Origin of the sequence: Phenylobacterium sp. LH3H17 (assembly GCF_024298925.1) — a bacterium.
GTDB lineage: Bacteria > Pseudomonadota > Alphaproteobacteria > Caulobacterales > Caulobacteraceae > Phenylobacterium.
In genome coordinates, this window is sequence record NZ_CP101283.1 from 1,652,154 (window position 1) to 1,676,311 (window position 24,158).

Annotated in this window: 26 protein-coding genes and 1 tRNA gene; 17 read left to right on the plus strand and 10 right to left on the minus strand. The window is 68.2% G+C overall.

Going from position 1 to position 24,158, the window contains the following annotated elements; all coding sequences use genetic code 11:
• Positions 1-159 precede the first annotated feature (159 nt).
• The 4 genes from M9M90_RS08030 to M9M90_RS08045 are packed head-to-tail and all read right to left on the minus strand — an operon-like array spanning position 160 to position 5,229.
• Positions 160-528, minus strand: coding sequence for a metalloregulator ArsR/SmtB family transcription factor (locus M9M90_RS08030; RefSeq protein ID WP_254836640.1), 369 nt, complete (start codon positions 526-528; stop codon positions 160-162).
• A gap of 36 nt (positions 529-564) precedes the next feature.
• On the minus strand, positions 565-3,822 hold the full coding sequence (locus M9M90_RS08035) for an efflux RND transporter permease subunit (protein WP_254836641.1): 3,258 nt from the start codon (positions 3,820-3,822) through the stop codon (positions 565-567).
• On the minus strand, positions 3,819-4,847 hold the full coding sequence (locus M9M90_RS08040) for an efflux RND transporter periplasmic adaptor subunit (protein WP_254836642.1): 1,029 nt from the start codon (positions 4,845-4,847) through the stop codon (positions 3,819-3,821). Before M9M90_RS08040 ends, M9M90_RS08035 begins: the two co-directional genes overlap by 4 nt.
• 19 nt (positions 4,848-4,866) lie before the next feature.
• Positions 4,867-5,229: a rhodanese-like domain-containing protein gene (locus M9M90_RS08045; protein ID WP_254836643.1), complete on the minus strand. Its 363-nt coding sequence runs from the start codon at positions 5,227-5,229 to the stop codon at positions 4,867-4,869.
• A 181-nt stretch (positions 5,230-5,410) separates the two neighbouring features.
• On the opposite strand from M9M90_RS08045, the gene M9M90_RS08050 reads away from it, so the two are divergent.
• Positions 5,411-6,691, plus strand: coding sequence for an NAD(P)/FAD-dependent oxidoreductase (locus tag M9M90_RS08050; protein WP_254836644.1), 1,281 nt, complete (start codon positions 5,411-5,413; stop codon positions 6,689-6,691).
• 36 nt (positions 6,692-6,727) lie between these two features.
• Positions 6,728-6,931 (plus strand): DUF2892 domain-containing protein, encoded by a 204-nt coding sequence (locus M9M90_RS08055; RefSeq protein WP_254836645.1) that lies wholly within the window; start codon positions 6,728-6,730, stop codon positions 6,929-6,931.
• Positions 6,932-6,954: 23 nt separating this feature from the next.
• Here the strand turns inward: M9M90_RS08055 and M9M90_RS08060 are convergent, their stop codons facing one another.
• Positions 6,955-7,416, minus strand: coding sequence for an NUDIX domain-containing protein (locus tag M9M90_RS08060; protein ID WP_254836646.1), 462 nt, complete (start codon positions 7,414-7,416; stop codon positions 6,955-6,957).
• 220 nt (positions 7,417-7,636) lie between these two features.
• Between M9M90_RS08060 and M9M90_RS08065 the strand changes: the two genes are divergently transcribed.
• From M9M90_RS08065 to M9M90_RS08075, 3 genes are all read left to right on the plus strand, one after another.
• Positions 7,637-8,917: a DUF4010 domain-containing protein gene (locus M9M90_RS08065; protein ID WP_254836647.1), complete on the plus strand. Its 1,281-nt coding sequence runs from the start codon at positions 7,637-7,639 to the stop codon at positions 8,915-8,917.
• Positions 8,918-8,994: 77 nt separating this feature from the next.
• On the plus strand, positions 8,995-9,435 hold the full coding sequence (locus M9M90_RS08070; RefSeq protein ID WP_254836648.1) for a DUF2267 domain-containing protein: 441 nt from the start codon (positions 8,995-8,997) through the stop codon (positions 9,433-9,435).
• A gap of 54 nt (positions 9,436-9,489) precedes the next feature.
• Positions 9,490-10,053, plus strand: coding sequence for an HdeD family acid-resistance protein (locus tag M9M90_RS08075; protein ID WP_254836649.1), 564 nt, complete (start codon positions 9,490-9,492; stop codon positions 10,051-10,053).
• Here M9M90_RS08075 and M9M90_RS08080 read toward each other — a convergent pair.
• Positions 10,050-11,162, minus strand: coding sequence for an AI-2E family transporter (locus M9M90_RS08080; RefSeq protein ID WP_254836650.1), 1,113 nt, complete (start codon positions 11,160-11,162; stop codon positions 10,050-10,052). The two genes, M9M90_RS08075 and M9M90_RS08080, sit on opposite strands and share 4 nt — an antisense overlap.
• 346 nt (positions 11,163-11,508) lie before the next feature.
• Here M9M90_RS08080 and M9M90_RS08085 point away from each other — a divergent pair, with 346 nt between their 5' ends.
• The 5 genes from M9M90_RS08085 (at position 11,509) to M9M90_RS08105 (ending at position 16,298) form a co-directional block, all read left to right on the plus strand.
• Positions 11,509-12,291 (plus strand): type II CAAX prenyl endopeptidase Rce1 family protein, encoded by a 783-nt coding sequence (locus M9M90_RS08085; RefSeq protein WP_254836651.1) that lies wholly within the window; start codon positions 11,509-11,511, stop codon positions 12,289-12,291.
• A 166-nt stretch (positions 12,292-12,457) separates the two neighbouring features.
• Positions 12,458-12,979 carry a DUF2975 domain-containing protein gene (locus tag M9M90_RS08090; RefSeq protein ID WP_254836652.1) on the plus strand — a complete coding sequence of 174 codons (522 nt, stop codon included), beginning with the start codon at positions 12,458-12,460 and terminating at the stop codon, positions 12,977-12,979.
• Positions 12,979-13,227 (plus strand): helix-turn-helix transcriptional regulator, encoded by a 249-nt coding sequence (locus M9M90_RS08095; protein WP_254836653.1) that lies wholly within the window; start codon positions 12,979-12,981, stop codon positions 13,225-13,227. Before M9M90_RS08090 ends, M9M90_RS08095 begins: the two co-directional genes overlap by 1 nt.
• A 131-nt stretch (positions 13,228-13,358) precedes the next feature.
• A complete protein-coding gene (locus M9M90_RS08100; protein ID WP_254836654.1) occupies positions 13,359-15,167 on the plus strand; it encodes an acyclic terpene utilization AtuA family protein in 1,809 nt (602 codons plus the stop codon).
• Positions 15,168-15,257: 90 nt separating this feature from the next.
• Positions 15,258-16,298 carry a hypothetical protein gene (locus tag M9M90_RS08105; RefSeq protein ID WP_254836655.1) on the plus strand — a complete coding sequence of 347 codons (1,041 nt, stop codon included), beginning with the start codon at positions 15,258-15,260 and terminating at the stop codon, positions 16,296-16,298.
• 187 nt (positions 16,299-16,485) lie between these two features.
• Here the strand turns inward: M9M90_RS08105 and M9M90_RS08110 are convergent.
• Positions 16,486-16,561, minus strand: a tRNA-Lys gene (locus tag M9M90_RS08110).
• A gap of 95 nt (positions 16,562-16,656) precedes the next feature.
• Here M9M90_RS08110 and M9M90_RS08115 point away from each other — a divergent pair.
• Complete coding sequence (locus M9M90_RS08115; RefSeq protein WP_254836656.1) at positions 16,657-17,007, plus strand: Hpt domain-containing protein; 351 nt, start codon at positions 16,657-16,659, stop codon at positions 17,005-17,007.
• On the opposite strand, the gene M9M90_RS08120 is transcribed toward M9M90_RS08115, so the two are convergent.
• Both M9M90_RS08120 and gcvA read right to left on the minus strand, forming a co-directional pair.
• Positions 16,980-17,312, minus strand: coding sequence for a chorismate mutase (locus M9M90_RS08120; RefSeq protein ID WP_254836657.1), 333 nt, complete (start codon positions 17,310-17,312; stop codon positions 16,980-16,982). The genes M9M90_RS08115 and M9M90_RS08120 overlap by 28 nt on opposite strands.
• A 12-nt stretch (positions 17,313-17,324) precedes the next feature.
• Positions 17,325-18,281: a transcriptional regulator GcvA gene (gene gcvA / locus M9M90_RS08125; protein ID WP_254836658.1), complete on the minus strand. Its 957-nt coding sequence runs from the start codon at positions 18,279-18,281 to the stop codon at positions 17,325-17,327.
• A 178-nt stretch (positions 18,282-18,459) separates the two neighbouring features.
• Between gcvA and cobA the strand changes: the two genes are divergently transcribed.
• Genes cobA through M9M90_RS08155 form a run of 6 tightly spaced genes read left to right on the plus strand, consistent with a single transcriptional unit; the run spans position 18,460 to position 23,397 of the window.
• Entirely contained in the window at positions 18,460-19,308 is an 849-nt protein-coding gene (gene cobA, locus M9M90_RS08130; protein WP_371876911.1) for a uroporphyrinogen-III C-methyltransferase, read from the plus strand.
• Positions 19,305-19,661 (plus strand): DUF2849 domain-containing protein, encoded by a 357-nt coding sequence (locus tag M9M90_RS08135; RefSeq protein WP_254836659.1) that lies wholly within the window; start codon positions 19,305-19,307, stop codon positions 19,659-19,661. Before cobA ends, M9M90_RS08135 begins: the two co-directional genes overlap by 4 nt.
• A 15-nt stretch (positions 19,662-19,676) precedes the next feature.
• The gene (locus M9M90_RS08140; RefSeq protein ID WP_254836660.1) at positions 19,677-21,332 is read left to right on the plus strand and encodes a nitrite/sulfite reductase; all 1,656 of its coding nucleotides are present in this window, start codon (positions 19,677-19,679) and stop codon (positions 21,330-21,332) included.
• Positions 21,316-21,816: a DUF934 domain-containing protein gene (locus M9M90_RS08145; protein WP_254836661.1), complete on the plus strand. Its 501-nt coding sequence runs from the start codon at positions 21,316-21,318 to the stop codon at positions 21,814-21,816. The genes M9M90_RS08140 and M9M90_RS08145 overlap by 17 nt, the downstream gene beginning before the upstream one ends.
• Before the next feature lie 5 nt (positions 21,817-21,821).
• Positions 21,822-22,559 (plus strand): phosphoadenylyl-sulfate reductase, encoded by a 738-nt coding sequence (locus M9M90_RS08150; protein WP_254836662.1) that lies wholly within the window; start codon positions 21,822-21,824, stop codon positions 22,557-22,559.
• 25 nt (positions 22,560-22,584) lie between these two features.
• Positions 22,585-23,397 carry a ferredoxin--NADP reductase gene (locus tag M9M90_RS08155; RefSeq protein WP_254836663.1) on the plus strand — a complete coding sequence of 271 codons (813 nt, stop codon included), beginning with the start codon at positions 22,585-22,587 and terminating at the stop codon, positions 23,395-23,397.
• Between the two features lie 86 nt (positions 23,398-23,483).
• Here M9M90_RS08155 and M9M90_RS08160 read toward each other — a convergent pair whose 3' ends face one another.
• On the minus strand, positions 23,484-24,071 hold the full coding sequence (locus M9M90_RS08160; RefSeq protein WP_254836664.1) for an AAA family ATPase: 588 nt from the start codon (positions 24,069-24,071) through the stop codon (positions 23,484-23,486).
• Positions 24,072-24,158: the final 87 nt, after the last annotated feature.

Sequence of the window (24,158 nt, forward strand, 5' to 3'; positions counted from 1 at the left end):
CTAGAGCGGAAACTCAGCAGATCAACCCCGCACTTCCTCAGATTCGCCTCGCCGCCGGGCTCGGCGCCCTGCTGGCGGACGTCTTGATGTGTCTAGCCTGAGCTAAGCTGCCGCGAGGACGCCCTCTGGCGAACTTGGGACTGGTGACGCCGGGTCGGATCACCGCTCGGATGACCCGAGCGCGCCATCCCCATCGCGGAAGATCTTGCAGAGCGTTTCGATAATCTGCGCCGCGGCCGGGTCGATCAACCGATAGTGGATTGTCTGTCCCTCCCGTCGGGTCGCCACAAGACCCTCCGCCCGGAGCTTGGCCAGGTGTTGCGACGCTGCAGTCTGAGCGAGGCCCGCATGGGTCGCGATCTCGCCGACGGAACACTCGCCCTGGGCCAGTCGGCAGAGGAGAATGAGGCGTGGCTCGCTGGCCATCAGCTTCATCAGCCGGGTGGCCGCGGCGGCATTGGCTTCCAGCGCGGCCAGCTCTGCCGATTTGGGCAAGGTCTTGGTCGCGGCTGCGGAACGCGTGGTCATCTGTCGAGTGTATCCGTCCCAACTGGTCGATAAAACTCAAGGCGCCTCGCGAAGCGGCTCCGCTAGCGCGCGTGAGGCGGCGTCGGGCGCCGCGGGCAGGGGACGGCCATCGTCGCGCAGGGCGATATAGATGGCTGGAATCACCAGCAAGGTCAGCAGGGTCGAGGACGCCAGGCCGAACAGCAGCGAGATCGCCAGCCCCTGGAAGATCGGATCGAACAGGATCACCGCGGCGCCGATCATGGCCGCCAGGGCGGTCAGCAGGATCGGCTTGAAACGGATCGCGCCAGCCTCCAGCAGGACCTCCCTCAGCGGCCGCCCGTCCCCCTGGCTGTGGCGGATGAAGTCCACGAGCAGGATCGAATTGCGCACGATGATCCCGGCCAGCGCTATGAAGCCGATCATCGACGTGGCGGTGAAGGGCGCCCGAAACAGGATGTGGCCGATGACGATGCCCACCAGAGTGAGCGGGATCGGCGTCAGGATCACCAGCGGCAGGCGGAAGCTTTTGAACTGGGCGACCACGAGGACATAGATGCCCAGGATCGCCACGCCGAAGGCCGCGCCCATGTCGCGGAAAGTGACCCAGGTGATCTCCCACTCGCCGTCCCACAGCAAGGTGGGGCGGCTCTCGTCGTCCGGCTGACCGTTCAGCCGGATGTCCGGCTTGGGCAGCGACTTCCAGTCGTGCTGCGCAATAGCCTTGTTGACGGCGAGCATGCCGTAGATCGGGGCCTCGTACTGGCCCGCCAGTTCGGCGGTGACCATTTCGGCGTCGCGTCCGTCGCGGCGGTAGATCGGGTATGACCCGGCCTCCCGTGTCGCCTCCACGATCTCGCCCAGTTCGACAAGCCTCCGCCCACCGGAGATCTGGGACACGCCGACGGGGGTGGCGGCCAGCCGTTCGTCCCAGGTGCGGTCCGACTGCGGGAGCCGAATGGCGATCTCCAGCGGCGTGCGGCCCTGACCGCGATGGGCGTAGCCGACCGTGGCGCCGCCCATCACCGCGCCGATGGAGTCGAAGACCTCGCCCTCCGAGAGGCCGAAGAACTCCACCTGCTCGCGATTGGGGCGCAACCGCAGCCGCGGCCGGGGCTCGCCATAGCTGTCGTCGATGTCGACGATGTAGGGCACGCTCTTGAACAGGGTCTTCACCTCGGCGGCCACCGCGCGCCGGGTCTCGGCGTCCGGCCCGTAAATCTCCGCCAGGAGCGTCGCCAGCACCGGCGGGCCGGGCGGGGCCTCCACCACCTTGATCGAAGCACCCTTGGGAAGCGGCAGCTCACCGAGGCGGTCGCGCAGGTCGAGTGCGACCGCGTGGCTGGCGCGCTTGCGCTCCGACTTGTGCGACAGGGCCACGGCCAGATCACCCATCTCCGGACGCGCCCGGAGGAAATAGTGGCGGACCAGGCCGTTGAAATTGAACGGCGAGGCGGCGCCGGCATAGGCTTCCAGGGAGACCACTTCCGGCACTGTCTGGGCGACCGCGGCGGCGGCGCCCAGGATCCGCTGCGTGGCCTCCAGGCTGGTCCCTTCGGGCATGTCGACCACGACCTGCAGCTCCGCCTTGTTGTCGAAGGGCAGGAGTTTCACGGTCACGGTCTTGGTGGCGAACATGGCCATGGAGACCAGGGTCGCGACGCCCACGCCCACCAGGAAAATCCAGGCGCTGCGGCGGGTGGCGATCACGCGGCCGGCGAGGGCGCGATAGGCGCGGCCCAAACGGCCGCCGTGGGTGTCCGCGCCATGACCCTGGGCCAGGGACTTGCGCGCGAAGCGGACCATCAGCCAGGGGGCGATCACCACGGCGACGAAGAAGGAGAACACCATGGCCGCCGAGGCGTTGACCGGGATCGGCGCCATGTAGGGGCCCATCAGGCCGGACACGAACAGCATCGGGAGCAGGGCGGTGACGACGGCGAGGGTCGCCACGATCGTGGGGTTGCCGACTTCCGCCACCGCCTCGGTGGCGCCCTGCAAGCGGGACCGGCCATCGTTCATGGCCCAATGCCGGGCGATGTTCTCGATAATGACGATGGCGTCGTCCACCAGGATGCCGATGGAGAAGATCAGGGCGAAGAGGCTGACCCGGTTGATGGTGTAGCCCATCAGGTTGGAGGCGAAGAGGGTCAGCAGGATGGTGGTCGGGATCACCACGGCGGTCACGCCGGCCTCGCGCCAGCCGATGGCGAAACCGATCAGCACGACGATGGAGAGGGTGGCCAGGCCCAGGTGGAAGAGGAGCTCATTGGCCTTCTCATTGGCCGTCTCGCCGTAGTTTCGGGTCACGGAGACGTCGAGCCCAGCCGGGATGAGCGAGCCCTTCAGCCCTTCGACCTTCTCCAGAATCTGCTCGGAAACGACGACGGCGTTGGCGCCCTTGCGTTTGGCGATGGCCAGGCTGACGGCGGGGGTCTGCGACCAGTCCTGCCCTGCTCGGGCGTAGCGCCACACCCGAGCCTGATCCTCCCGCGGCGCCTGGATCACCCGGGCGACGTCGCGCAGGTAGACGGGGTCGCCATTCACGGAAGCGACGCTCAGCAGCCCCACATCGCGGGCCGAGGCCAGGGTGGCGCCGGCGGCGACGTCGACGGCCTGACCGCCCTCGCGGATCGCGCCTGCCGGGAAGCTGCGATTGGCCTGGCGCACGCTGTCGATCACCGCGCTCAACGGCACGCCCCGAAGCGCCAGGCGCTCGGGATCCGGCTCGATGCGGATTTCGTCCGGACGCCCGCCGACGATGAAGGTCAGTCCCACGTCCTCGACCTTGGCGACCTCGGTGCGCAGCTTGCCGGCGATGTCGTACAGCGCCTGGTCGGACCATCTGCCGGCGACGCCGGGCTTTGGCGACAGGGTCAGCACCACGGCGGGCACGTCGTTGACGCCGCGGGTGACGATGGTCGGGTCCGGAATGCCGACGGGGATCTTGTCGTAATTGGCGCGAACCTTCTCATGGATGCGCACCGCGGCGTTGTCGGGGTCCTCACCGACGTCGAACCTGGCGGTGACCATGACCCGGTCGTCCTCGACCTGGGTGTAGACATGGTCCACGCCGTGGACGCTCTTGACGATCGTCTCGAGCGGCTTGGCGACCAGCTCGGCCGCATCCTGCGCGCGCAGCCCGGGCGCCTGGACCATGATGTCGACCATGGGGACGCTGATCTGCGGCTCCTCCTCGCGGGGAATCGAGACCAGCGCCAGCAGGCCCATTGCGATGGCCGCCAGGAGGAAGAGCGGCGTCAGCGGCGAGCTGATGGTCGCCCGCGTCAGCCGTCCGGACAGTCCCAGATTCATCGGGCCGGGCCCTGGGCGAGGATCGTGTCTCCGGGCGAGAGGCCCGACAGCACCTCCACCTGGCCCGGGGCGGAGCCGCCGGTGATCTGCACGGCCACGTCGCTGGCCTGGCCACCGGCGCCTAGCACGCGCACGAAATCGATGCCGAACCGGGTGGCGACGAAGCGGGCAGGGACCGTCAGGGCCTTTCGCTCGCCCACCTTTATGCGCACCCGCACCCTCTGGCCGACCAGGTCCGCGCGCAGCCCGGCGACCGAGATGTCCGCCATCACCCGCCCTGCGGTGACGGCGGGATAGACCTGGGCGATCACACCGCTCGGCTGGATTCCTGGCAGATCCTCCGTCACGAGGAAGACCGGGTCGCCGGGGCGGAGGGCGCGGGCCTGGGCTTCGGGGATTTCCAAGCGCAGCAAGGGCTCGCCCGCGGTGATGGTGGCGATGGACTGTCCCGCCGACACGACGGAGCCGGCGGGCGCGTCGGCGCGCAAGACGCGACCGGACGTGGGCGCCAGCACGGCGCCCTGGGCGCCCAGTTCGGCGCTTGCGGCGCGCTGGGCCCGGGCGGCGGCGACCTGGCCGTCGGCGGCGCGGGCGGAGGCCTGCGACTGCTCCAGCCGGGCCTTGGCATAGATGCCCTTTTCGTAAAGCGTGTTGATCCGAGCCAGTTCGGCCCGGGCGCGACTGGCCTCGGCGGCCGCGGCCACCACCTGCGCGTCGTAGGCGCTGGTCTCGAAGGTGAGGCGCTGGTCCTGGACGCGACCGACGAGCTGCCCTTTCCGGACCACATCGCCCTCCTTGACGAGGACCTGGGTCAAGGTGCCGCCGATGCGCGCGCGGGCCTCGCCCATATCCTTGGTGGTGACGGTCGCCGCGACCGGCTTGAAGTCTCCCGTCACGCTCTCGCGCACGACCAGCCGTTCTCCGGACGCGGTCGCGGGCCGCGCCGTCGGCTTCGGCGCCTCGCCGCAGGCTCCCAGGGTGAGGGCGAGGGCGATGATCAGGCTGTGAGTCTGTTGGCGGCGCATCGATGTGTTCCTTCGGCGATCAGCGCACGTCCAGGACGGCGCCGGTCGCGGGATCGAAGCGGATGGTCGGCAGGCCCGCGTCGCGCCAGGCGCCGATGCCGCCGGCAAGATGCACTCCGATATTCACCCCGGCGGCCTGGCAGCGCTCGATCGCCCCGGCCGAGCGCTTGCCCGATCCGCAATGAAACACGACGGGGCGTCGGCCGCCGCCCGGCAAGGCGGCGGGGTCGAAGGTGCTGAGGGGAAAATTCAAGGCGCCGTGGATGCGTTCACCGGCGTACTCGCTTGGCTCGCGCACATCGACCAGCACGATCGCGCGTTGGTCGAGCAACTCCTTCACCTCTGAGGGCGTCAGGCCTTGGATCGGTTTCGTTCGGGGCATCGGTCATCCTCCCAGCGAGCTGCTGGCACGTTCAACATTCGTATATTCGCATATACTAATATGATAGGCCAATTCAAGGCTTGAAAATGATGCGGCGCGGCAGCCTCAGCCACCTTGACGCCGGTCAATGAGCCGGGCTCGGGCCGGCGCAGACTGAGTATGGCAACATCAGGAGCCCGCCATGACCAAACCGATCATCGCCATACTGGGCGCCGGCCTCGGCGGCGCGCTGGCCGCCTTCGAGATCAAGGAAGCCGTCGGCTCGATGGCGGAGGTGACCGTCGTCTCGCAGGGCGACGCCTTCCAATTCGTGCCGTCCAATCCCTGGGTCGCGGTTCACTGGCGAGCGCGAGAGGCGGTCGAGGTGAACCTGCCGCCGGTGATGGCCAAGAAGGGGATCGGATTTACCGGCGCCGGCGCGCGCCGTGTCCACCCCTCCGAGAACCGGATCGAACTGAACGACGGCGGCAGCGTCTCCTATGACTACCTTGTGATCGCCACCGGGCCAGAACTCGCCTTCGACGAGATCGAGGGCCTGGGCCCCAACGGCGGCTATACGCAATCCATCTGCCATGTGGACCATGCCGAGCAGACGGCCATCGCCTTCGACGCTTTCGTCCAGAACCCCGGGCCGATCATCGTGGGGGCGGTCCAGGGCGCGTCCTGCTTCGGCCCTGCCTACGAGTTCGCGATGATCCTCGACACCGAGCTACGCAGGCGGAAGATCCGCGACCGGGTTCCGATGACCTTCGTCACCGCCGAACCCTATATCGGTCACCTCGGCCTCGACGGCGTTGGCGACACCAAGGGCCTGCTGGAAAGCGAGATGCGGAACCGGCATATCAAATGGATCACCAACGCGAAGGTCGTGAAGGCCGGGCCCGGCATGCTCGACGTGGACGAGATCGCCGAGGATGGCTCGGTGAAGGCACATCATGAGTTGCCCTTCGCCCTCTCCATGATGCTGCCCGCGTTCCGGGGCGTGGAGGCGGTGCGTGGCATCGAGGGGCTGACCAATCCGCGCGGCTTCATCCTCGCAGACAAGCACCAGCGCAATCCGACCTTCCCGAACGTCTTTTCGCTCGGGGTCTGCGTCGCCATTCCGCCCATGGGCAAGACCCCGGTGCCGGTGGGGGTGCCTAAGACCGGCTTCATGATCGAAAGCATGGTCACGGCGATCGCCCGAAACCTGCGCGACCTGCTGGACGGCAAGGACCCGATCCACGAGGGCGCTTGGAACGCCATCTGCCTCGCCGACTTTGGCGACGGCGGCGTGGCCTTCATCGCCCAGCCGCAGATTCCGCCTCGCAACGTCAGCTGGTCGGCGGAGGGGCGGTGGGTCCACCTCGCCAAGGTCGGGTTCGAGAAGTATTTTATCGGGAAGATCAAACGCGGTGAGAGCGCGCCGTTCTACGAAAAGATGGCCCTCGATCTCATAGGCGCCAAGAAGCTGAAGGTCTGAACTGGGCGCGTGCCTGAGCCATTCAAGGAGTGTGACATGACTGTCGATCGCGCTGTCTTCGTCTTCGCGGGTTTCGTGATCCTCGCAAGCGTAGCCCTCGCCCACTACGTCAGCCCGTGGTGGATTCTGCTGGCGGTGTTCGCCGCCGTGAACATGATCCAGGCGGCCTTCACGGGCTTCTGCCCCGCCGCCATGGTGTTCAAGAAGCTGGGCGTGAGGCCGGGGGCGGCCTTTCGCTGAACGGACGGTCGCGCATCCGTGGCTCAGCTCGCCGGCGACGCCAGTTTCTCGAGGGCCTCCAACAGGATCGGGCGCTGACCGGGGTGGATCTTCGTCAGAGCCTCGCCTGGTTTCATGTAGGCCACCCGGTCGATTTCGGGAAAGGCGCGCCGGCGCCCCGACCCTGTGGGCCATTCGAGTTCGAAGCTGTTGCTCCGGAAGGCGTCCAGGTCGAGATCGGCCGCCGCCAGCCAGCAATGCACCAGCTTGGCGCTCTTCTGCCGCCGGGGGGTGAGTTCGACGAACGGGCCCTCCACCGTGAAGCCGACCTCCTCCTCGAATTCGCGCACCGCCGTTGCCAGTAGCGCCTCGCCGTCATTGGCCAGCCCTTTGGGGATGGACCAGGCGCCTTGGTCCCGGTTTCGCCAGAACGGCCCGCCCGGGTGGCCCAGCAGGAACTCCGCCGAGCCATCGCGTAGCCGGTAGACGAGGAGCGCGGCGCTCATGGACCTGGGCATGTCCCCAGCATGCCAGGGCGCGCCGCCGAAGTCCCGAGGCGCAGGGTGAGGGCCGCGACGCGAGGGACGAAGTCATCCCACTCAACCTGACGCGGCGCCCAGACCCGCGGCGACCCACTCGCGGTTGACATGACGCAAGACCATCGCCGACCGCCTGGACTATGATCGCGCGTCGCTGCTCAGGCGAAGATCGCACCGGTCAGAATTCATGCTCCTGGAGCTCTTCAACCGCCTGGGACTCGCCCTGGCCATCGGATTCCTGGTCGGCGTCGAACGCGGCTGGCGCGCGCGCGACGTCGCCGAGGGCCGTCGCACGGCAGGGATACGCACATACGCCCTGACCGGCCTGTTGGGCGGGGTCACGGCCTTGCTGAGTCAGGCGCTGGGGGGCTGGGCGTTCGTCGCCCTGGGCCTGCCGTTCGCCGCCGCCTTCATCCTGTTCAAGCATCGCGAGCAGGAGGAGGAGGGCGACTATTCGGTGACGGCCATCGTTGCTGCGCTCCTGGTTTTCGCGCTGGGCGCCTATGCGGTGATCGGCGACGGGCGTGTCGCCGCGGCGACAGCGGTGGTGGCCACCGCCCTGCTGGCCTTCAAGGGTCTGCTTCACAGCTGGCTCGCGCGGCTCACCTGGCCGGAACTGCGCAGCGCCCTGATCCTGCTGGCGATGAGCCTGGTCGCCCTGCCACTGCTGCCGAACCGGGGATTTGGTCCCTATGAAAGCGTCAATCCCTACGAACTCTGGCTCCTGACCATCGCGATGGCTGGAGTGTCATTCGTGGCCTATGCGGCCATCAAGATATTCGGTCCGTCGCGCGGTCTGATGCTGGCCAGCGTGGCCGGCGCGGTTGTCTCTTCGACCGCGACGACCCTTCACTTGGCGCGGCTCAACCGACAGGCGGCGGGTGCGGAGGTCCTGCACGCCGCCGCCGCGCTCCTGGCCGGGGCGGTGATGGCCGCACGGCTGGGCGTCATCACGGCCATGATCGCGCCCGTCCTGTTTCAACGCCTGGTCCTGCCGCTGGGCGCCTTCGCGGCCGTCTCGACGATCCTGGCCCTGGCCAGCGCCCTGGGCCGCGCCTCGAAGCCGGCGGCGGCGGCGGCGGCGGCGAGCGACTCGCCGATGAAGAGCCCGTTCGATCTGGAGCTCGTCCTCAAATTCGCGCTGGTGCTCGGCGCCGTCATGGCCGCCGCCCGCGTCCTGTCGGCGCTCTATGGCGCCCAGGGCCTCCTGCCCGTCGCCGCCCTGGCCGGCCTCGCCGACGCCGACGCCGTGACGCTGGCCGTGGCCCGAATGACGACCCAGGAAGGGCTGGACCTGGATCTTGCTGTCTATGCCGTGCTGCTCACGGCAGCGGTCGACAGCGCGTCGAAGGCGACGATCGCAACCGTCGTCGGCGGCGTCCGGTTCGGAGGGCTGTTCGCGGCCGGAACCCTGCTGGCCGCCGCCGCCGCGACCGCGGCGTTCTACTGGGGTGGCGCGCCGGCCTGAGCGGGCGCCCGGTTGACGGGGGTCAAGGCGCGGCGGCGGCGCCGAACTCATCTTGGATCGATAGAGGAGTGCGATCCATGAGCACCGGACTCGCTGTGTTCGACACCACCGTCCAGGAAACCAATACGTGGCTGAAGCTGGTCGAGGATCGGCTGAAGCCGTGTGATCGGCAGCAGGCCTACGGCGCCTTGCGAGCGGTGCTCCACGTCCTTCGCGACAGCCTGCCCATGGACGCGGTGATGGGCCTGTCCGCGCAGCTGCCGATTCTGCTGCGAGGCGTGGCGCTGGAGGGCTGGCGGCCCGGCGACGGAGCTTCCGACATCCACGACCCCCAGGCCTTCGCCCAGGCGGTGGAGGCCGGCCTGCCGCGGGACTTTCCCCGCGAGGGCAGCGACACGGCCGAGGCGGTCTTGAGCGTGCTCGCCGACCAGCTCGACCCGGGCGAGACGCGCAAGCTGATCCAATACCAGCCGGTCGCGCTGCGCCGTCTCTGGCCGGCGATCCACCACGCAACCTAGGGCTTGCCGACCCAGGGCAGCCGTCAAGCCGCCGGCTCGCGAGGAGACCACGCCATGACCGCCGTACGCTCCATCAGTGACCGGCCGCTGATCTGGCCGCGACTCCAGGCGCGGCGAAGACTGCTGTTCTGGATCGGTTGCGCCATGTCGCTGCTCGGCGCCGTGGCGATCGTCTCGCCCGGCTTCACACACCTGCTCATCGGGGCCTTCGCCGGCTGGCTGCTCTGGTTGGCGGGGGGCATCATGTTCGGCGCGTCGCTGCTGCTGATCGGCGGCCGGCCGTTTCTCGGCGGGCTGCTCAGCAGCTTGGTGGCGATCGGGGCCGGCGCCTTCCTGCTGTTCAACCCGACCGCCGGCGCGCTGGCGGTGACGATCCTGGCGACGGCGGTGTTCGTCGCCGACGGCGCCTTCCAGCTCGCCCTGGCCCTGGACCTGCGTCCCTTGAAGGTCTGGCGCTGGATTCTGGCCTCGGCCCTGGCAAGCGCCGTGGCGGCCGTGATGATCGCACCCGGGCAATTCGCCGGATCGACCACGGCGTTCGGCATTCTGGTCGGCGTGGCGGTGCTGAGCACCGGCCTGGGGTTCATCGCCCTGAGCGAGGCGGCCGGCAAGGACTAGGCTGGCCGGCCCTCGCGCCGAGCCCGCGCCATGGGCTCCGGCGGGTCGCCCAGCACGCCTTCGACATAGACCTTCCTGACGATCACATAGGCGACGACGGCCAGCGGCGTTGCGAACAGCACCCCGAGCGGGCCGAGCAGCATGCCCATGCCCAGGACCGCGAACAGGGTCACCGCCATGGGCAGCTCGGCCATCCGGCGGAGCATCAGCGGGGTCACGAGATTGGCCTCGATCTGCGCCGCAGCGAGATAGACCGCGCCCGCCAGGGCGAAGGTCTGCGGACCTGCCGTCAGCGCGATCAGGAGCCCGGGAACGGCGGCGGCCATCGGACCGACCACCGGAACGAACTGGCTGACTCCGGCCAGGACTCCCAGACCGATCGGGGAGGGAACGCCGACCAGCCAGAGGCCGAGTGTCGTCGTGGCTCCGACCAGAACCATCGACAGCAACTGCCCTATCAGCCAGCGTTTCAGGGCGTCGTTGGTCGCCTCCAGGACCTCAGTGGTCCGGGCGCGAGCCGGCCGCGGAAACAGCCGAACGAAGCCCTGGGCGTAGGCGCGGGGGTGGAACGCCAGATAGAGTCCCGCGAACACGACGATCAAGGTCGCGGCCATCGCCGTCGCGGCGTTGGCGGCGAACTTCGGAGCCAGGCTGAGCCATCCGCCGTCCGGCCCGGTGAGCCGGCCGACCTCCACCAGCAGCAGATCACCGAGCGTCGAGCGTGCGAGCCGCGCTTCCAGTTCGGTCCAGGCGCGCGGGAGCAGGTCGGCGAGGTTCGCCAATTGCATCTCAATTTGGCGGCCGAACGCCCAGATCGTGGCGGCGATCAGCGCGCCGCAGACCACCACCGCGATGACGAGGCTGGCCATGCGGCCGAGCTCGGTGCGGCCGAGCGGGGTGCGGTCACGCAACGGGGACGCGACCGCGTGCAGCAGGACCGCGACGAGAATGGCGCCGAAGACCAGCAGGAGCACATCGGCAAGCCGAACCACCAGGGCGACGCCGACCACCGCGGCAGCGGTCAGCGCCAGCCGCTGGGCGAAGGCCGCCAGGGACAACGGCCGGGCCTCGCCGGACGGCTCCGGCGCGGCGGGATCGCCGCGCGTCACTGGAGCCGAGAGGGCAACAAGGCCAGCACCGCCGCCGCTAGCAGGAGCAGGAGCGCCATCTTGAGCGTGTGGTCGGTTGGGACTGCGAGTTGTCTAGCCATGTGAAGTCCTCCAGCGGGGTCAGGTTTAGCACCGGTGAGGGCACGAGGGACCGCCTCGCCATCTTAGCCGTGACCGCGGGACGCTCACAGCCAAGCCGAAGGCGCGCCCGATTGCCTTGAGGGACGTCAATCGCGCGTCAGGACCGCCGCGACTTGATCGCGTCAATGAGGCGGACCCTTTCGTCGGTTGATCGCCCGTCCCCTACAGCGCAAGCTCAAGCTTACACGCTGAACGGGAACCCTGCATGACCGCCAGACGCTCGGCCGTCGCCTTCTTCCTGCTGATCCTGGCGCTCGCGGGTCCTCTATGGCTGGTCAGCGACCGCCTGGGCGTGATCGGATCTCTTCGAATCCCCACCAGCGATCTGGCCCTGGCGTTCACGCCGATGATCGCAGGCCTGGCGCTCGTGGTCTGGCGGGAGGGGTGGGGGAGGGCGGCGCTATTGTTGCGGAGCGCCGTGGATGTGACCACCATCCGGGGTGGTCGCTGGATCGCCGCCGCCTGTCTGCTTCCGCCGCTCATCTATCTGACGAGCTGGGGTCTCATGCGGCTGAGCGGCGCGGATCACCCGATCCCCACGCCGGATTTGCCGCGCCTGGCCTTGCTCTTCGCTCTGTTCCTGGTTCTGGCGGCCGGCGAGGAGATCGGTTGGATGGGATATGCGTTCGATCCGTTGCAGCAGCGCTGGGGCGCGCTGGGTGCGAGCATTGTGCTCGCGATCCCTTGGTGGCTGGGCCACCTGCCGTCGATGTCGGCGATCGGCGCGTCGCGAAGCGACATGGCTTGGTGGCTGCTCGGCGCGTTCGGCCTCCGCATCCTCATGACCTGGATTTACAACAACAGCGCGGCAAGCCTCTGCGCCATGCTGATCTTCCACGCCCTCCTCAACCTCAGTCGCATCGCCACATTCCCCGTGGTCGGGGCCCACTACGTGGGCGCCTACCAGGCCGTGGCCTATGTTGTCGTCGCGGCGCTCGCCTTGGCCGTCGTCTGGATCACGCGTGGCCGGTTGGGTGAGGCGCGCTGACCTTCGTGGCGACACGGACCGGAATCATGGCGCAGGCGATCACGGATCCGATCGCCGGCTTCCCGTAGAGCTTCCTACGAAGAGAAATTATCGTCGCACGATAAATAGATTGCTCCCAAACAATAACCGGCATATCGTTGGACGATAATTTTTAGGAGCGATTTTGATGTCGGATGTCTCCAACGCCACGCTTGGCCTGTCGCGGGGGCTGCTCAAGGTCTGCCGCGCGCTGAACATCATCGCGGCGGGACTTTTCTTCGTGCTGCTGGTCGCCAGCTTCTTCAACGAAGACGCCTTCGTCCATTACTACCGGACGCAGATGCCGGAAGCCGACGTCGGTCGCCTCCTGCCGGCGCTGCGCGGCATGGTGCTGGTCGGCGCGCCGATGTTCGCTCTGATCCACGTGCTGCTCTCCCGCATCCTCGACATGACGGAGACGGTCCGGAGCGGCGATCCCTTCGTGCCCGAGAACGCGGCTCGCCTGCGCGTCGTCGCCTGGTGCCTCTTGATGATCGAGGTGCTGCACGCCGGCATGGGCCTCCTGGTCCATCAGGTGCAGGCGTCCCATGTGCCGATGGAATGGGACTTCTCCCCGGCGGGTTGGCTCGCCGTCCTGCTGATCTTCGTGCTGGCCCGCGTGTTCGAGGAAGGCGCGCGCCTGCGCGGCGACCTGCAGGCGATGATCTGATGCCCATACTCATCAGGATCGACGACATGCTGCACGAGCGGCGGATGACGCTCACAGAACTCGCGGGCCGGGTCGGCATCACCCTGGCCAACCTCTCGATCCTCAAGACCGGCAAGGCCAAGGGGGTCCGGTTCGAGACGCTGGAGGCGATCTGCGACGTGCTCGACTGCCAGCCGGGCGATCTCATCGAGTTCCGCCGAGACGATCCGAACCCGCCTCAGTCGCAAGGGGCTGGCGGAACCGGCTGACGCATCCGCTGAGGTCGAGTCGGCCCTTCTTGAGCTGGATCATGCAGGTCGCTAGGCCGGCGGGTGGCTTGCCGGCCCTTACGGCAGCTCTCTAACTGTGCCGGCTTCCCGATGCGGCAAGGAGACTCGTCATGAACAAGGTCGTGCGGATCGGCGGGGCCGGTGGTTTTCTTGGCGACTCATCGGTGGCGGCGCCGCAGCTGCTGAAGGGCGGCAAGCTCGACTACATGATCCTGGACTATCTGGCCGAGGCGACGATGTCGGCCTTGGGCCAGCTCAAGGCCGCGCGTCCCGACCAGGGCTATGCCCGCGATTTCACGGAGTGGGTCTGGAAAGACAACCTGCAGGACCTGAAGGCGCAGGGCGTGAAGATCGTCACCAATGCCGGCGGCCTCAACCCCCACGCCTGCCGGGCGCGGATGGAGGAGCTGGCCGCCGCCGCCGGACTGAGCTTCAAGATCGCCGTGGTGGAGGGCGACGACCTGATGGACCGCCTCGACGACCTGTCCCGACGCGGCCTGACGGAAATGTTCACCAACGCCGCGTTCCCCGATACCGGCCGCGTGTTCACGGCCAACGCCTATTTCGGCGGCCGGCCCATCGCCGCGGCCCTCGCGGCCGGCGCCGACATGGTGATCACCGGGCGCGTGGTGGACAGCGCGCTCGCGCTCGGTCCGCTGATGCATGAGTTCGGCTGGACTGACGCCGACCATGACCTGCTCTCCGCGGGCTCGCTCGCCGGACACGTGATCGAGTGCGGCGCCCAGGCGACGGGCGGCCTCTTCACGGACTGGGAGGACGTGCCCGACTGGGCCCACATCGGCTATCCCGTGATCGAGTGCCATGCCGACGGCAGCTTCGTCGTCACGAAGCCCGCGGGGACCGGCGGGCTGGTGTCGCCGGCCGCCGTCGCCGAGCAGATCCTGTACGAAGTCGGCGATCCCCAGGGCTATGCGCTCCCCGACGTTGTGTGCGATTTCACCGAGGTGCGGGTCGAGTCCGTGGGCGATAACCGGGTCCGCGTCACGGGGGCCAAGGGATATCCGGCCAGCGGCAGCTACAAGGTCTGCATCACCTTCGAGGACGGCTATCGGTTCATCGGCGCCATGCCTGTCGTCGGGCGCGACGCGGTGCGCAAGGCGGCTCGCCAGGCCGAGGCGGTGTTGGAACGCCTGGGCGACATGCTGCGCGATCGCAACCTGCCGCCCCTGCGCGACCGCCGGGTCGAGGTGCTGGGCGCCGAGGCGTCCTACGGCGCCCAGGCCCGGCCGGAAGCCAAGGCTGTGCGCGAGGTCGTCGCGCGCGTCGGCGCCGAGCACGAGAGCGCCGAGGCCTTGGGCCTGCTGGCGCGGGAATTCGCCTCGCCCACCACCTCCATGAGCGTGGGCTCGACCGGCTGGTTCGGCGGGGCGCCGACCATCACCCCCGTTGCGCGGGTCTATTCGATCCTCCTGCCCCGGACAGAGGTTTCCGCGGTGGTGACCCTGGGCGAGGCCCGGATGGAGGTGGCGGCGGAGCCGCCCGCCAGGGCTTTCGACCCGGGCGCGGTGGTGCGTCCCGAGGCGGCCGACGCCCCCGACTCCGGCGAGGCTCTTGTCCAGGCGCCGCTGATCGACCTGGCGTGGGCCCGGTCGGGCGACAAGGGCGACGCCTTCAATATCGGGGTCATCGCGCGGCGTCCGGAATACCTGCCCTGGATCCGGCGCGCCCTGAGCCCCCAGGCCGTACGGGCCTTCTTCGCCCACGAGTTCGAGGGGGCCAAGGCCCCCGAGGTGATCCGCTACGACCTGCCGGGCCTCCTAGCGATCAACCTGCACTGCATCCAGTCGCTTGGCGGCGGACAGTTCTCCAGCCTGCGGCTGGACCCGCTCGCCAAGGGCAAGGCGCAGCAACTTCTGGACATGGAGATCGATATTCCGGCTCGCCTCCTGGAGCGATAGCAGGTCCGAAGCGCACCCGGCGCGGAGTGATTGGCGTTCCCTTGCGTCAGTGGATTTAGGCTCGCGCCGAGACGACAACGGGAGGATCGCATGGCGAAGACGGCTGAGGGTCTCACGACCCGCCTGGATCCCGCGGACGAGTATCCGCACGAGCCCGGCGAGGCGAAGAACTACAATGAAAGCATGTACTTCAACGTCTTCGACCCGGTGAAGAAGACGGGCGGGTGGTTCCGCATCGGCAACCGTCCGAACGAGAACTATGCCGAGATCAGCGTCTGCATCTATCTGCCGGACGGGCGGATCGCCTTCGCATTCGGCCGTCCGACGATCGAGGGCAACCGCGAGATGGCGGCGGGCGGCCTGAGGGTCGAGGTCGTCGAACCCTTCAAGCGGCTGAAGGTGAGCTTTTCGGGCAAGGCGCTCCTGCTGGAGCGCCCGCTGGAGATGGCCGATCCCAAGAAGGCGTACCGCGAGAACCCGAGCGTGCCCTGCACCGTCGAACTCGACTACGAGGGCGTCTCTCCGATGTATGGCGGCGAAACCGTCAAGGCTGACGGTTCCTCGCTGGAGATCGACCCGGAGAAGTCGTTCGCCAAGGCGCACTACGAACAGCACTGCGCCGCCAAGGGCGTCGTGTCGGTCGGCGACGAGCGGTTCGAGATCTCCGGTTACGGCCTGCGCGACAAGTCGTGGGGGCCGCGCCATTGGCAGGCGATCGACTGGTACAGGTGGTGCCCGATGAACTTCTCCCGAGACTTCGGCATGATGCTGTCGGTGATCGGCGACGGGAAGGGCGGCGCCCGCCAGGGCGGCATGGTGTTCCGCGACGGGGTCTACGACCTGATCGAGGAGTGCGTCATCGATAGCGACTGGGACGAGCACGGCTACCAGACGGCGCTCAGGGCGAAGGTGAAGACCGTCGCCGGCAAGCGCTACGAGGTCAGCGGGCGGGTGATCTCCCTGATCCCCCTGAGAAACCGCCGGAAGACGCCGGACGGGCAGGAACTGCAAACCCGGATCACCGAGGGCATGACGGAGTACCGCTGCGGCGAACTGGTGGGCTACGGGCTCAGCGAATATCTCGACCAGATCGTGGACGGCGAGCCCAGCGGCCGGACGGCCGGGTATTAGGCCGCAGTTCTGACCCTGCCGGCGATCTGCGCGCCAATGCGCCTGGTGACCGGCCGTTGGGTGGGAGAGTGCAAGGGCGGCGTCATCGGGGTTCCGCGCCAGAACGCGCGAGCCCCGATGAGTTCGAGGCTTGGCCGGCCCAGGCCGACGCCTGCGCCCTGGGATCTTCCCACCATCTTTGAAAAAGTGGTGGGTGCAGTAGGATTCGAACCTACGACCCGCTGATTAAGAGTCAGCTGCTCTACCAACTGAGCTATGCACCCATTCGTCGTTCGGGACCTGTCGAGCCCCGGCGGCGAGGGCGCGGAACATACGCGAAGCGCGGCCGAAAGCAAGGCGTGGGGACGAGGGAAATTACATGGCCAGGCGAGACCTCACCGGAGCGGTGAATTTCCGTTACCTGGAAGACTTCGCGCGCGGCGACGACGCCATGATCGACGAAGTCCTGGCCCTGTTTCGCGAACAGGCGGCCATGTGGTCGGGAATGCTGGATCCGGCCTCGGAGGGCTGGCGCGACGCCGTCCACACCATCAAGGGTGCGGCGCGTGGGGTGGGCGCCTTCGATCTGGGCGATGTCTGCGCCGCGGCCGAGGACTCAGGCGCTGTCGGACTCGACGCCGTGCGCGACGCCCTGGACCTGGCGCTGGCCGACATCGCCGCCTATGCCCACGAGCGGGCGATTCAGTCCCTGCGCACGCCGCGCAGCTGATCCCAGACGCCGAACTCGTAGGCGATGCAGCGGTCGATCAGCAGCCGCCACACCGGTTCGGCTATGCCTTCCGAGAGTCCCGCGTCGCGGGCGGAAGCCTTCACCTTGGCCACCACGTCCTCGATGCGGCCGGTGTCCAGCACGGTGGCGCGGTCGGTCTTGATGCGGGCGGCGGCGTCCATGTAGCGCTGGCGCTCGGCCAACAGCAGGACGAGGGCGCGGTCCAAGGCGTCGACGCCCTTGCGGACGTCGACCATGGTCTCGCAGTCGGCAGGGAGGGGCCGATCTTCGGTCAACAGGGTCATGGGGCTCTAGGACTAAATCCCGGCGCCATTGTCCAGGCTTCTCAGCGCGGCTTCGTGCGCCTCGGCCTCGGCGGCGATCCAATTGATGAACGCCTTCACCTGCGGCAGGCGGCCCTTGGCCTTCGGATGGACCACGTAATAGGCGAAATCCACGTTGGTCGTGATGTCCAGCGGGGTGATCAGCCGGCCGGCGTCCAGGTCGGCCTGGGCCAGGGTGCGCTTGGCCAGGGCGACGCCGCGGCCGTTGAGCGCCGCCTCGATCACCAGGCTCGATTGATTGAACCGCGGGCCACGGGCGCCGTCGATGCTTCGAAGGCCCCGCGCCGCCAGCCACATGGTCCAGTCTGGGCAGGAGTCGTCGGGCTCGGGCGATCCGTCGTGCAGCAGGATGTGGTTGGCGAGATCGGCGGGGGTGTTCAGGGGCTGGGCTTCGGCCAGGGCCGGGCTGAGGACTGGGATCACGGTCTCGCCGATCAGCCGGCGGACCTCCAGGCCCGGATAGCGGCCGGCGCCGTAGCGGATGGCCACATCCACCTCGCCGGCGGTCAGATCGACCAGTTCCAGGCCGGCCGACAGCCAGACGTCGACCTGCGGATGGAGTTCCTCGAACCGTCCCAGGCGCGGAACCAGCCACTTGGCGGCGAAGGAGGGGGCGGCCGTGAGGGTCAGGCGCCGACCGTCCACGGCGGCGGTCAGCATGGACGCGGCCTCGGCCAGGCGGTCGAAGGCCTCGCGCAGGGCTGGCAGGGCGGTCTGGGCCGCGTCGGTCAGCAACAGGCCCTTGGGCGTACGCTTGAACAGCGCCGCGCCCACATAGTCCTCAAGGTTTTGAATCTGCTGGCTGACCGCGCCGGGCGTCACCGAAAGCTCGTCGGCGGCGCGTGAGAAATTCAGGTGCCGTGCGGCGGCCTCGAACGCCCGCAGGGCGTTGAGCGGCGGCAAACGGCGGCGCTCAGTGTTTCTCTCCATCAAGTTTTCCTGACAGCCCCGGCAGAAGTCCTTGGGTTGCGAATTGGGGCCTCGGCGACCAGTTTGCAACCGTCCGCAGTCGTATCGGCCCTTTTCGTCGGCGGGCAAACCGGCGGGGCGGGCGCCAGCCCGTCCCGCTCCGATTCCAGAGTTTTAGCCTTTAGAGAACCTAAAGCCTATGTCCCAAGATGAGCCCAAGGCGAAGGAGACCAAGCGCCTCGTCGTCATCGGCGGACGGGGCGATCGCGCGGCCGGGACCGTCTGGCTGGTGGGCGCGGGTCCCGGCGATCCTGAACTGTTGACGGTCAAGGCCCTGAAGGTCCTGCAGACCGCCGACGTGGTGGTGCATGACGGCCTGGTCTCCGACGAGATCCTCGACCTGGCGCCCTCGCGGGCGCGGCGGATCTCGGTGGCCAAGCGCAAGTCGCGCCACTCCTACGCCCAGGATGACATCAACAGGATGCTGGTCGCCTTCGCCCACGACGGCCTGACCGTCGTGCGGCTGAAGGGCGGCGACCCGTTCATCTTCGGCCGGGGCGGCGAGGAGCTCGAGGCCTGCCGCGAAGCGGGCGTGGCGTGCAAGGTCGTCCCCGGGGTCACCTCGGCGCTCGCCGCCGCCGCCGGCGCCGGCGCGCCGCTCACCCATCGCGGCTCGGCCCAGGCGGTGACCTTCGTCACCGGCCATGCCTCGACGGGGCAGGTTCCGGACCTGGACTGGGATAGCCTGGCCAAGGCCAACCAGACCGTCGTGATCTATATGGGCGTTTCGACCGCGGCGGGGATCTCCGCGCGGCTGATCGACGCCGGTCGCGCGGCCTCGACCCCGGCCTTGATCGTCGAGAACGCCAGCCGCGCCGACGAGCGCCGTATCGTCACCACGCTTTCCGGTCTCCCCGAGGCCGCGGCGGAGGTGGCCGGACCGGCGCTTCTGATCGTCGGCGAGGCCATGGCGCTGGCTCAGGCCGGGACCGCCGAACTTGTCTCACACGTCGAAGCTCGCGGCCGCGAGCGGGGAGCGAAGTCTTGAAAGCCCTGACCGCAAACCGCCTGGACGACGGCGAGGTGGTGTTCTGGAAAGCCGGGCGCTGGGTCGAGCGGTTCGCCGAGGCCGAGCTGTTCGCCGGCGCGGAGACCGGCGAGGTGGCCGAAGCCCACGCCAAGAACCAGCCGACTGTTGTTGTGGACGCCTATCTGATCGATCTGGTTGAGAGCGAGGGCCTGTGGGCGCCGCTCAGCTACCGCGAACGCATCCGGGCGCTCGGCCCCACCAATCACCTCGGACACGGCAAGCAGGCCGAGGGCGGCGCGGCCATCCAGGCTCTGCAACACGCCTCCGGCGCGGCGCGCTCGACCGGCCGCGTCAACCTGATCAAGCGCTAGGAGAGGAGGGAGCCAATGTACCAGTACGACACCCTCGATAAAGAATTCCTGGCCGACCGCGCCGCCGAGTTCCGCGAACAGGTCGGCCGCCGGCTGGCCGGTGAGATCACCGAGGACCAGTTCAAGCCGATCCGGCTGATGAACGGCCTCTATCTGCAGCTTCACGCCTACATGCTGCGGGTGGCGATCCCCTATGGCTCGCTGAACCCGACCCAGATGCGCGCCCTCGCCGAGATCGGCCGCAAGTACGACAAGGGCTACGGCCACTTCACCACGCGCCAGAACCTGCAGTTCCACTGGATCAAGCTGGCCGATACGCCGGCGATCCTGGACGAGCTGGCGGCGGTGGACATGCACGCCATCCAGACCAGCGGCAACTGCATCCGTAACGTCACCGCCGACCCCTATGCCGGCGCGACGGCCGAAGAGATCGACGATCCTCGCGTCTGGTCCGAGGCGATCCGCCAATGGTCAAGCCTGCACCCGGAATTCTCGTTCCTGCCGCGCAAGTTCAAGATCGCCATCACGGCCTCGGCCAAGGACCGCACGGCGGCCAAGGTGCATGATATCGGCCTGATGGTCCGTCGCGCCCGCGACGGGACCCTGGGCTTCGAGGTGATCGTCGGCGGCGGCCTGGGGCGCACGCCATATGTCGGCCCGACCATCCGCGAGTTCCTGCCCGCCAACCGTCTGTTCTCGTACCTGGAAGCTGTGCTGCGGGTCTACAATCGCCACGGCCGGCGCGACAACAGCTACAAGGCCCGGATCAAGATCCTGGTCGCAGCCTTGGGGGCCGAGGAGTTCGCCCGCCAGGTGGAGGTCGAGTGGGAGAAGGTAGGCGCCGCCGGCGACCTGCCCGACACGGAGATCGCCCGCATCCGCGGCGCCTTCGCCCCCACCAGCTTCGACACCCTGGTCAACCGCTCGGAGGCCTTCGAGGAGGCCAAGGCGGCTGATCCGATCTTCGCGCGCTGGGCGCGCAACAACCTGCGACCGCACAAGCGTCCCGGCTATTCCATCGTCGAGATCTCGCTGAAGGGCATCGGCGACACGCCGGGCGACGCCAGCTCCGACCAGATGGACCTTGTGGCCGACCTGGCCGAACGCTACGGCCAGGACGACATCCGGGTGACCCACGAGCAGAACCTGGTCCTGCCGCACGTGAAGCTGGACGACCTCGCCGTCGTCCACGCCGAGCTGCAGCGCGCCGGTCTGGCGACGCCGAACGTCAACCTGATCTCCGACATTATCGCCTGCCCGGGGCTGGACTACTGCGCGCTCGCCAACGCCCGGGCGATCCCGATCGCTCAGGACATCGCGCGCAAGTTCGAGAACCAGGACCGCGCCGAGCTGATCGGCGAGCTGAAGATCAAGATCAGCGGCTGCATCAACGCGTGCGGCCACCACCACATCGGCCATATCGGCATCCTGGGCGTCGATAAGAAGGGCGAGGAGTTCTACCAGCTCACCCTGGGCGGCTCCGGCGCCGAGGATGCGGCGGTGGGCTCCATGCTGGGTCCCGCCCTGCCGGCCAACCGGGTGGCCGAGGCCATCGACGTCCTGGTCGACGTCTATCTGCGCGAACGCCAGGGCGAAGAACGCTTCCTCGACACCGTGCGCCGCACCGGCGTCGCCCCGTTCAAGGAGGCCGTCTATGCCGACGCGAATTAAGCTCCAGTCCGACGGGACTTTCGTCCTGGCCGAGGACCCCTTCACCCACGTCGGCGACGACGAGGGCCTGCCTCCCGGCGACGTGATCATCTCGCTGACCCGCTTCCAGTCGGATGGCGACCGGCTGTTGTCGGAAGGTCGTTCGGTGGGAGTGCGCATCGAACCGGCCGAGGAGGTCGAGACCCTGGCCTACGACCTGCCGCGGATCGCCGTGGTGGCGGTGGCCTTCCCCAAGTACCGCGACGGGCGAGCCTATACGGCCGCTCGGCTGCTGCGGGAGCGCTACGGGTTCAAGGGCGAAATCCGCGCCGTGGGCGATGTCCTGCGCGAACAGGCGGGCTTCATGGTCCGAACCGGCATGGACGCCTTCGAACCCGCCGACGGTTCGACCCCCGAGCAGTGGGCCCACGTCGCCCACCGTCAACGTCATGTCTATCAGCGCGCCGCCGACGGCCGGCTTCCGGCCTTCGCGGAACGGGAGTGATGAGTATGGCTTTCGATAATGTCGAGCGCCCGTCGCTCGCCGCCCGCCTGGACGCCGAGTTGCGCCACGCCCACCCGGTGACGGTGCTGGAGTCGGCGGTCGAGGCCTTCGGCGACAGGCTGGCCCTGGTCTCGTCCTTCGGGGCGGAATCGGTGGTGCTGCTGCACATGATCTCGAAGATCAAGCCGGACACGCCGGTGCTGTTCCTCGACACCGGTATGCTGTTCGGCCAGACCCTCGACTACCGGAAGACCCTGGCGTCCAAGCTCGGCCTCACCGACGTGCGCGACCTGCGTCCGCACTATCAGGACCTGGCCACCACCGATCCCGACGCCAAGCTCTGGCAGACCGACACCGACGCCTGCTGCAATATCCGCAAGGTGATCCCGCTGGATCGCGCCTTGGCCGATTTCGACGCCTGGATCACCGGCCGCAAGCGCTTCCATGGGGGCGACCGTCTGTCGCTGCCGGTGGTGGAGCCCGCGGAGACCCAGGTGAAATTCAATCCCCTGGCCAACTGGGGCAAGGCCGAGCTCGACGCCTATATGGCCGAGCATGACCTGCCGGCCCATCCGCTTGTGGCGCAAGGCTTTCCGTCCATCGGCTGCTGGCCCTGCACCAAGCCGGTGGAGGAGGGCGAGGACGTCCGCGCCGGCCGCTGGGCGGGCCAGGACAAGACCGAGTGCGGCATCCACGTCGCCCGCGCGCCCGGCGCCGTCACCAATGTCGGCGGCGACATCTAGGCCGCCGATCAGCTAAAGACGCATCATGACGCAGACCATCGCCCCGGCCGCGCCGGCCAAGAAAGCCGGCGCCTTCTTCACCGAGACCGTCACCTGGGTCCAGCACTGGACGCCGGAACTGTTCTCGTTCCGCACCACCCGCGACCCGACCCTGCGCTTCCAGAGCGGCCAGTTCCTCATGGTTGGCCTGGAGGTCGACGGCAAGCCGCTGGTGCGCGCCTATTCGGTGGCCTCGCCCGCCTGGCATGACGGGCTGGAATTCTATTCGATCAAGGTCCAGGACGGCCCGCTGACCTCGCGCCTGCAGAAGATCAAGGTGGGCGACCAGGTGCTGATCGGCCGCAAGCCCACCGGCACCCTGGTGCTGGACGGCCTCAAGCCCGGAAAACGTCTCTACATGCTGGGCACCGGCACCGGCCTGGCGCCCTGGCTCTCCCTGGCCCGGGATCCGGAGGTCTATGACCGGTTCGAACAGGTCATCGTCACCCACACGGTGCGCGCCGTCGCCGACCTGAACTACCGCGAGTTGTTCGAGCACGACCTGGCGCAGGACGAGATCCTCAGCGAGGTGATCGGGGGTAAGCTCACCTACTACCCGACCGTGACCCGCGAGCCGTTCAAGACCCAGGGCCGGATCACGACGCTCATCGAGTCCGGGAAGCTGTTCGAGGACCTGGGCCTTCCGCCCCTGGACCCGGCCGTCGACCGCCTGATGCTGTGCGGCGGGCCCTCGGTGCTGGCCGACCTCAAGGCGCTGCTGGAAGCCCGCGGCTATGTGGAAGGCTCCCTGGCCAACCCCGGCGACTACGTCCTGGAACGCGCCTTCGTCGAGACCTGAGAGCTTCTAGATCCTCCCCCTCTGGGGGAGGGGGACCGCGAAGCGGTGGAGGGGGTTGAAGCCCCAAACAAGAGTCAAAGTCCCCCTCAGTCGGCCACTCGGCCGACAGCTCCCCCAGATGGGGAGCAATTGGCAGAGACTTGATCGACGACCTTCAACACGAACGCGGCGCGGTCCTCGACGCTGGCCAGGGGGAGGATCACCGGCTCGTAGCCCAGCTCGCGGCAGGCGCCGAGTATGAGGTTGTGGACCTGCAGGGCCTCGTCGAAAGTCTGTTTTCTTTCAGTGTCCTGGCCGTAGATCTTGCGCCATGGCGGCGGCACGAAGACCGTCCTGTTGTAGCGCCGTGTCCTGAGCGACTCGAGATGCCAGGGCGGCGGGGTGAAGTGCGGTCCGCCGGTGTCGGGAATGCCGCGGTCGAAGAACACCCGCTCTTGCACATCGATCATCGAATCGAAGATGGCGATGTCCTCCCGCGCCGTGCGTTCGCCATAGGCCTGGACGTCAAGCCAGGGCAGGGCGGAGCCGCCCGCGGCGACCTCCTCGCGGATCACCCGGCGATGGGTCTCCTCGACACAGCGCTCGCCGCGGCTCCGCAGATGCTCGATCAGCGTGGTCTTGCCCACGCCGGGGCCTCCGGTGAACAGGAAGAAGTTCGGTTTCGAGATGATCATGGATGTCCTCAAGCCATGGAGGTTCGCGCCAGCGCGAGGCGGCGGCGTTGGGTCAGGCCTGGGGAAATGTGTCGGGCGTCGACGCCG

What these genes read in the sequence shown, in the direction of transcription:
- M9M90_RS08030 (WP_254836640.1), bottom strand. Translation starts at nt 528, where the DNA reads ATGACCACGCGTTCCGCAGCCGCGACCAAGACCTTGCCCAAATCGGCA.
- M9M90_RS08035 (WP_254836641.1), bottom strand. Translation starts at nt 3,822, where the DNA reads ATGAATCTGGGACTGTCCGGACGGCTGACGCGGGCGACCATCAGCTCG.
- M9M90_RS08040 (WP_254836642.1), bottom strand. Translation starts at nt 4,847, where the DNA reads ATGCGCCGCCAACAGACTCACAGCCTGATCATCGCCCTCGCCCTCACC.
- M9M90_RS08045 (WP_254836643.1), bottom strand. Translation starts at nt 5,229, where the DNA reads ATGCCCCGAACGAAACCGATCCAAGGCCTGACGCCCTCAGAGGTGAAG.
- M9M90_RS08050 (WP_254836644.1), top strand. Translation starts at nt 5,411, where the DNA reads ATGACCAAACCGATCATCGCCATACTGGGCGCCGGCCTCGGCGGCGCG.
- M9M90_RS08055 (WP_254836645.1), top strand. Translation starts at nt 6,728, where the DNA reads ATGACTGTCGATCGCGCTGTCTTCGTCTTCGCGGGTTTCGTGATCCTC.
- M9M90_RS08060 (WP_254836646.1), bottom strand. Translation starts at nt 7,416, where the DNA reads ATGAGCGCCGCGCTCCTCGTCTACCGGCTACGCGATGGCTCGGCGGAG.
- M9M90_RS08065 (WP_254836647.1), top strand. Translation starts at nt 7,637, where the DNA reads ATGCTCCTGGAGCTCTTCAACCGCCTGGGACTCGCCCTGGCCATCGGA.
- M9M90_RS08070 (WP_254836648.1), top strand. Translation starts at nt 8,995, where the DNA reads ATGAGCACCGGACTCGCTGTGTTCGACACCACCGTCCAGGAAACCAAT.
- M9M90_RS08075 (WP_254836649.1), top strand. Translation starts at nt 9,490, where the DNA reads ATGACCGCCGTACGCTCCATCAGTGACCGGCCGCTGATCTGGCCGCGA.
- M9M90_RS08085 (WP_254836651.1), top strand. Translation starts at nt 11,509, where the DNA reads ATGACCGCCAGACGCTCGGCCGTCGCCTTCTTCCTGCTGATCCTGGCG.
- M9M90_RS08090 (WP_254836652.1), top strand. Translation starts at nt 12,458, where the DNA reads ATGTCGGATGTCTCCAACGCCACGCTTGGCCTGTCGCGGGGGCTGCTC.
- M9M90_RS08095 (WP_254836653.1), top strand. Translation starts at nt 12,979, where the DNA reads ATGCCCATACTCATCAGGATCGACGACATGCTGCACGAGCGGCGGATG.
- M9M90_RS08100 (WP_254836654.1), top strand. Translation starts at nt 13,359, where the DNA reads ATGAACAAGGTCGTGCGGATCGGCGGGGCCGGTGGTTTTCTTGGCGAC.
- M9M90_RS08105 (WP_254836655.1), top strand. Translation starts at nt 15,258, where the DNA reads ATGGCGAAGACGGCTGAGGGTCTCACGACCCGCCTGGATCCCGCGGAC.
- M9M90_RS08115 (WP_254836656.1), top strand. Translation starts at nt 16,657, where the DNA reads ATGGCCAGGCGAGACCTCACCGGAGCGGTGAATTTCCGTTACCTGGAA.
- M9M90_RS08120 (WP_254836657.1), bottom strand. Translation starts at nt 17,312, where the DNA reads ATGACCCTGTTGACCGAAGATCGGCCCCTCCCTGCCGACTGCGAGACC.
- gcvA (WP_254836658.1), bottom strand. Translation starts at nt 18,281, where the DNA reads ATGGAGAGAAACACTGAGCGCCGCCGTTTGCCGCCGCTCAACGCCCTG.
- cobA (WP_371876911.1), top strand. Translation starts at nt 18,460, where the DNA reads ATGTCCCAAGATGAGCCCAAGGCGAAGGAGACCAAGCGCCTCGTCGTC.
- M9M90_RS08140 (WP_254836660.1), top strand. Translation starts at nt 19,677, where the DNA reads ATGTACCAGTACGACACCCTCGATAAAGAATTCCTGGCCGACCGCGCC.
- M9M90_RS08145 (WP_254836661.1), top strand. Translation starts at nt 21,316, where the DNA reads ATGCCGACGCGAATTAAGCTCCAGTCCGACGGGACTTTCGTCCTGGCC.
- M9M90_RS08150 (WP_254836662.1), top strand. Translation starts at nt 21,822, where the DNA reads ATGGCTTTCGATAATGTCGAGCGCCCGTCGCTCGCCGCCCGCCTGGAC.
- M9M90_RS08155 (WP_254836663.1), top strand. Translation starts at nt 22,585, where the DNA reads ATGACGCAGACCATCGCCCCGGCCGCGCCGGCCAAGAAAGCCGGCGCC.
- M9M90_RS08160 (WP_254836664.1), bottom strand. Translation starts at nt 24,071, where the DNA reads ATGATCATCTCGAAACCGAACTTCTTCCTGTTCACCGGAGGCCCCGGC.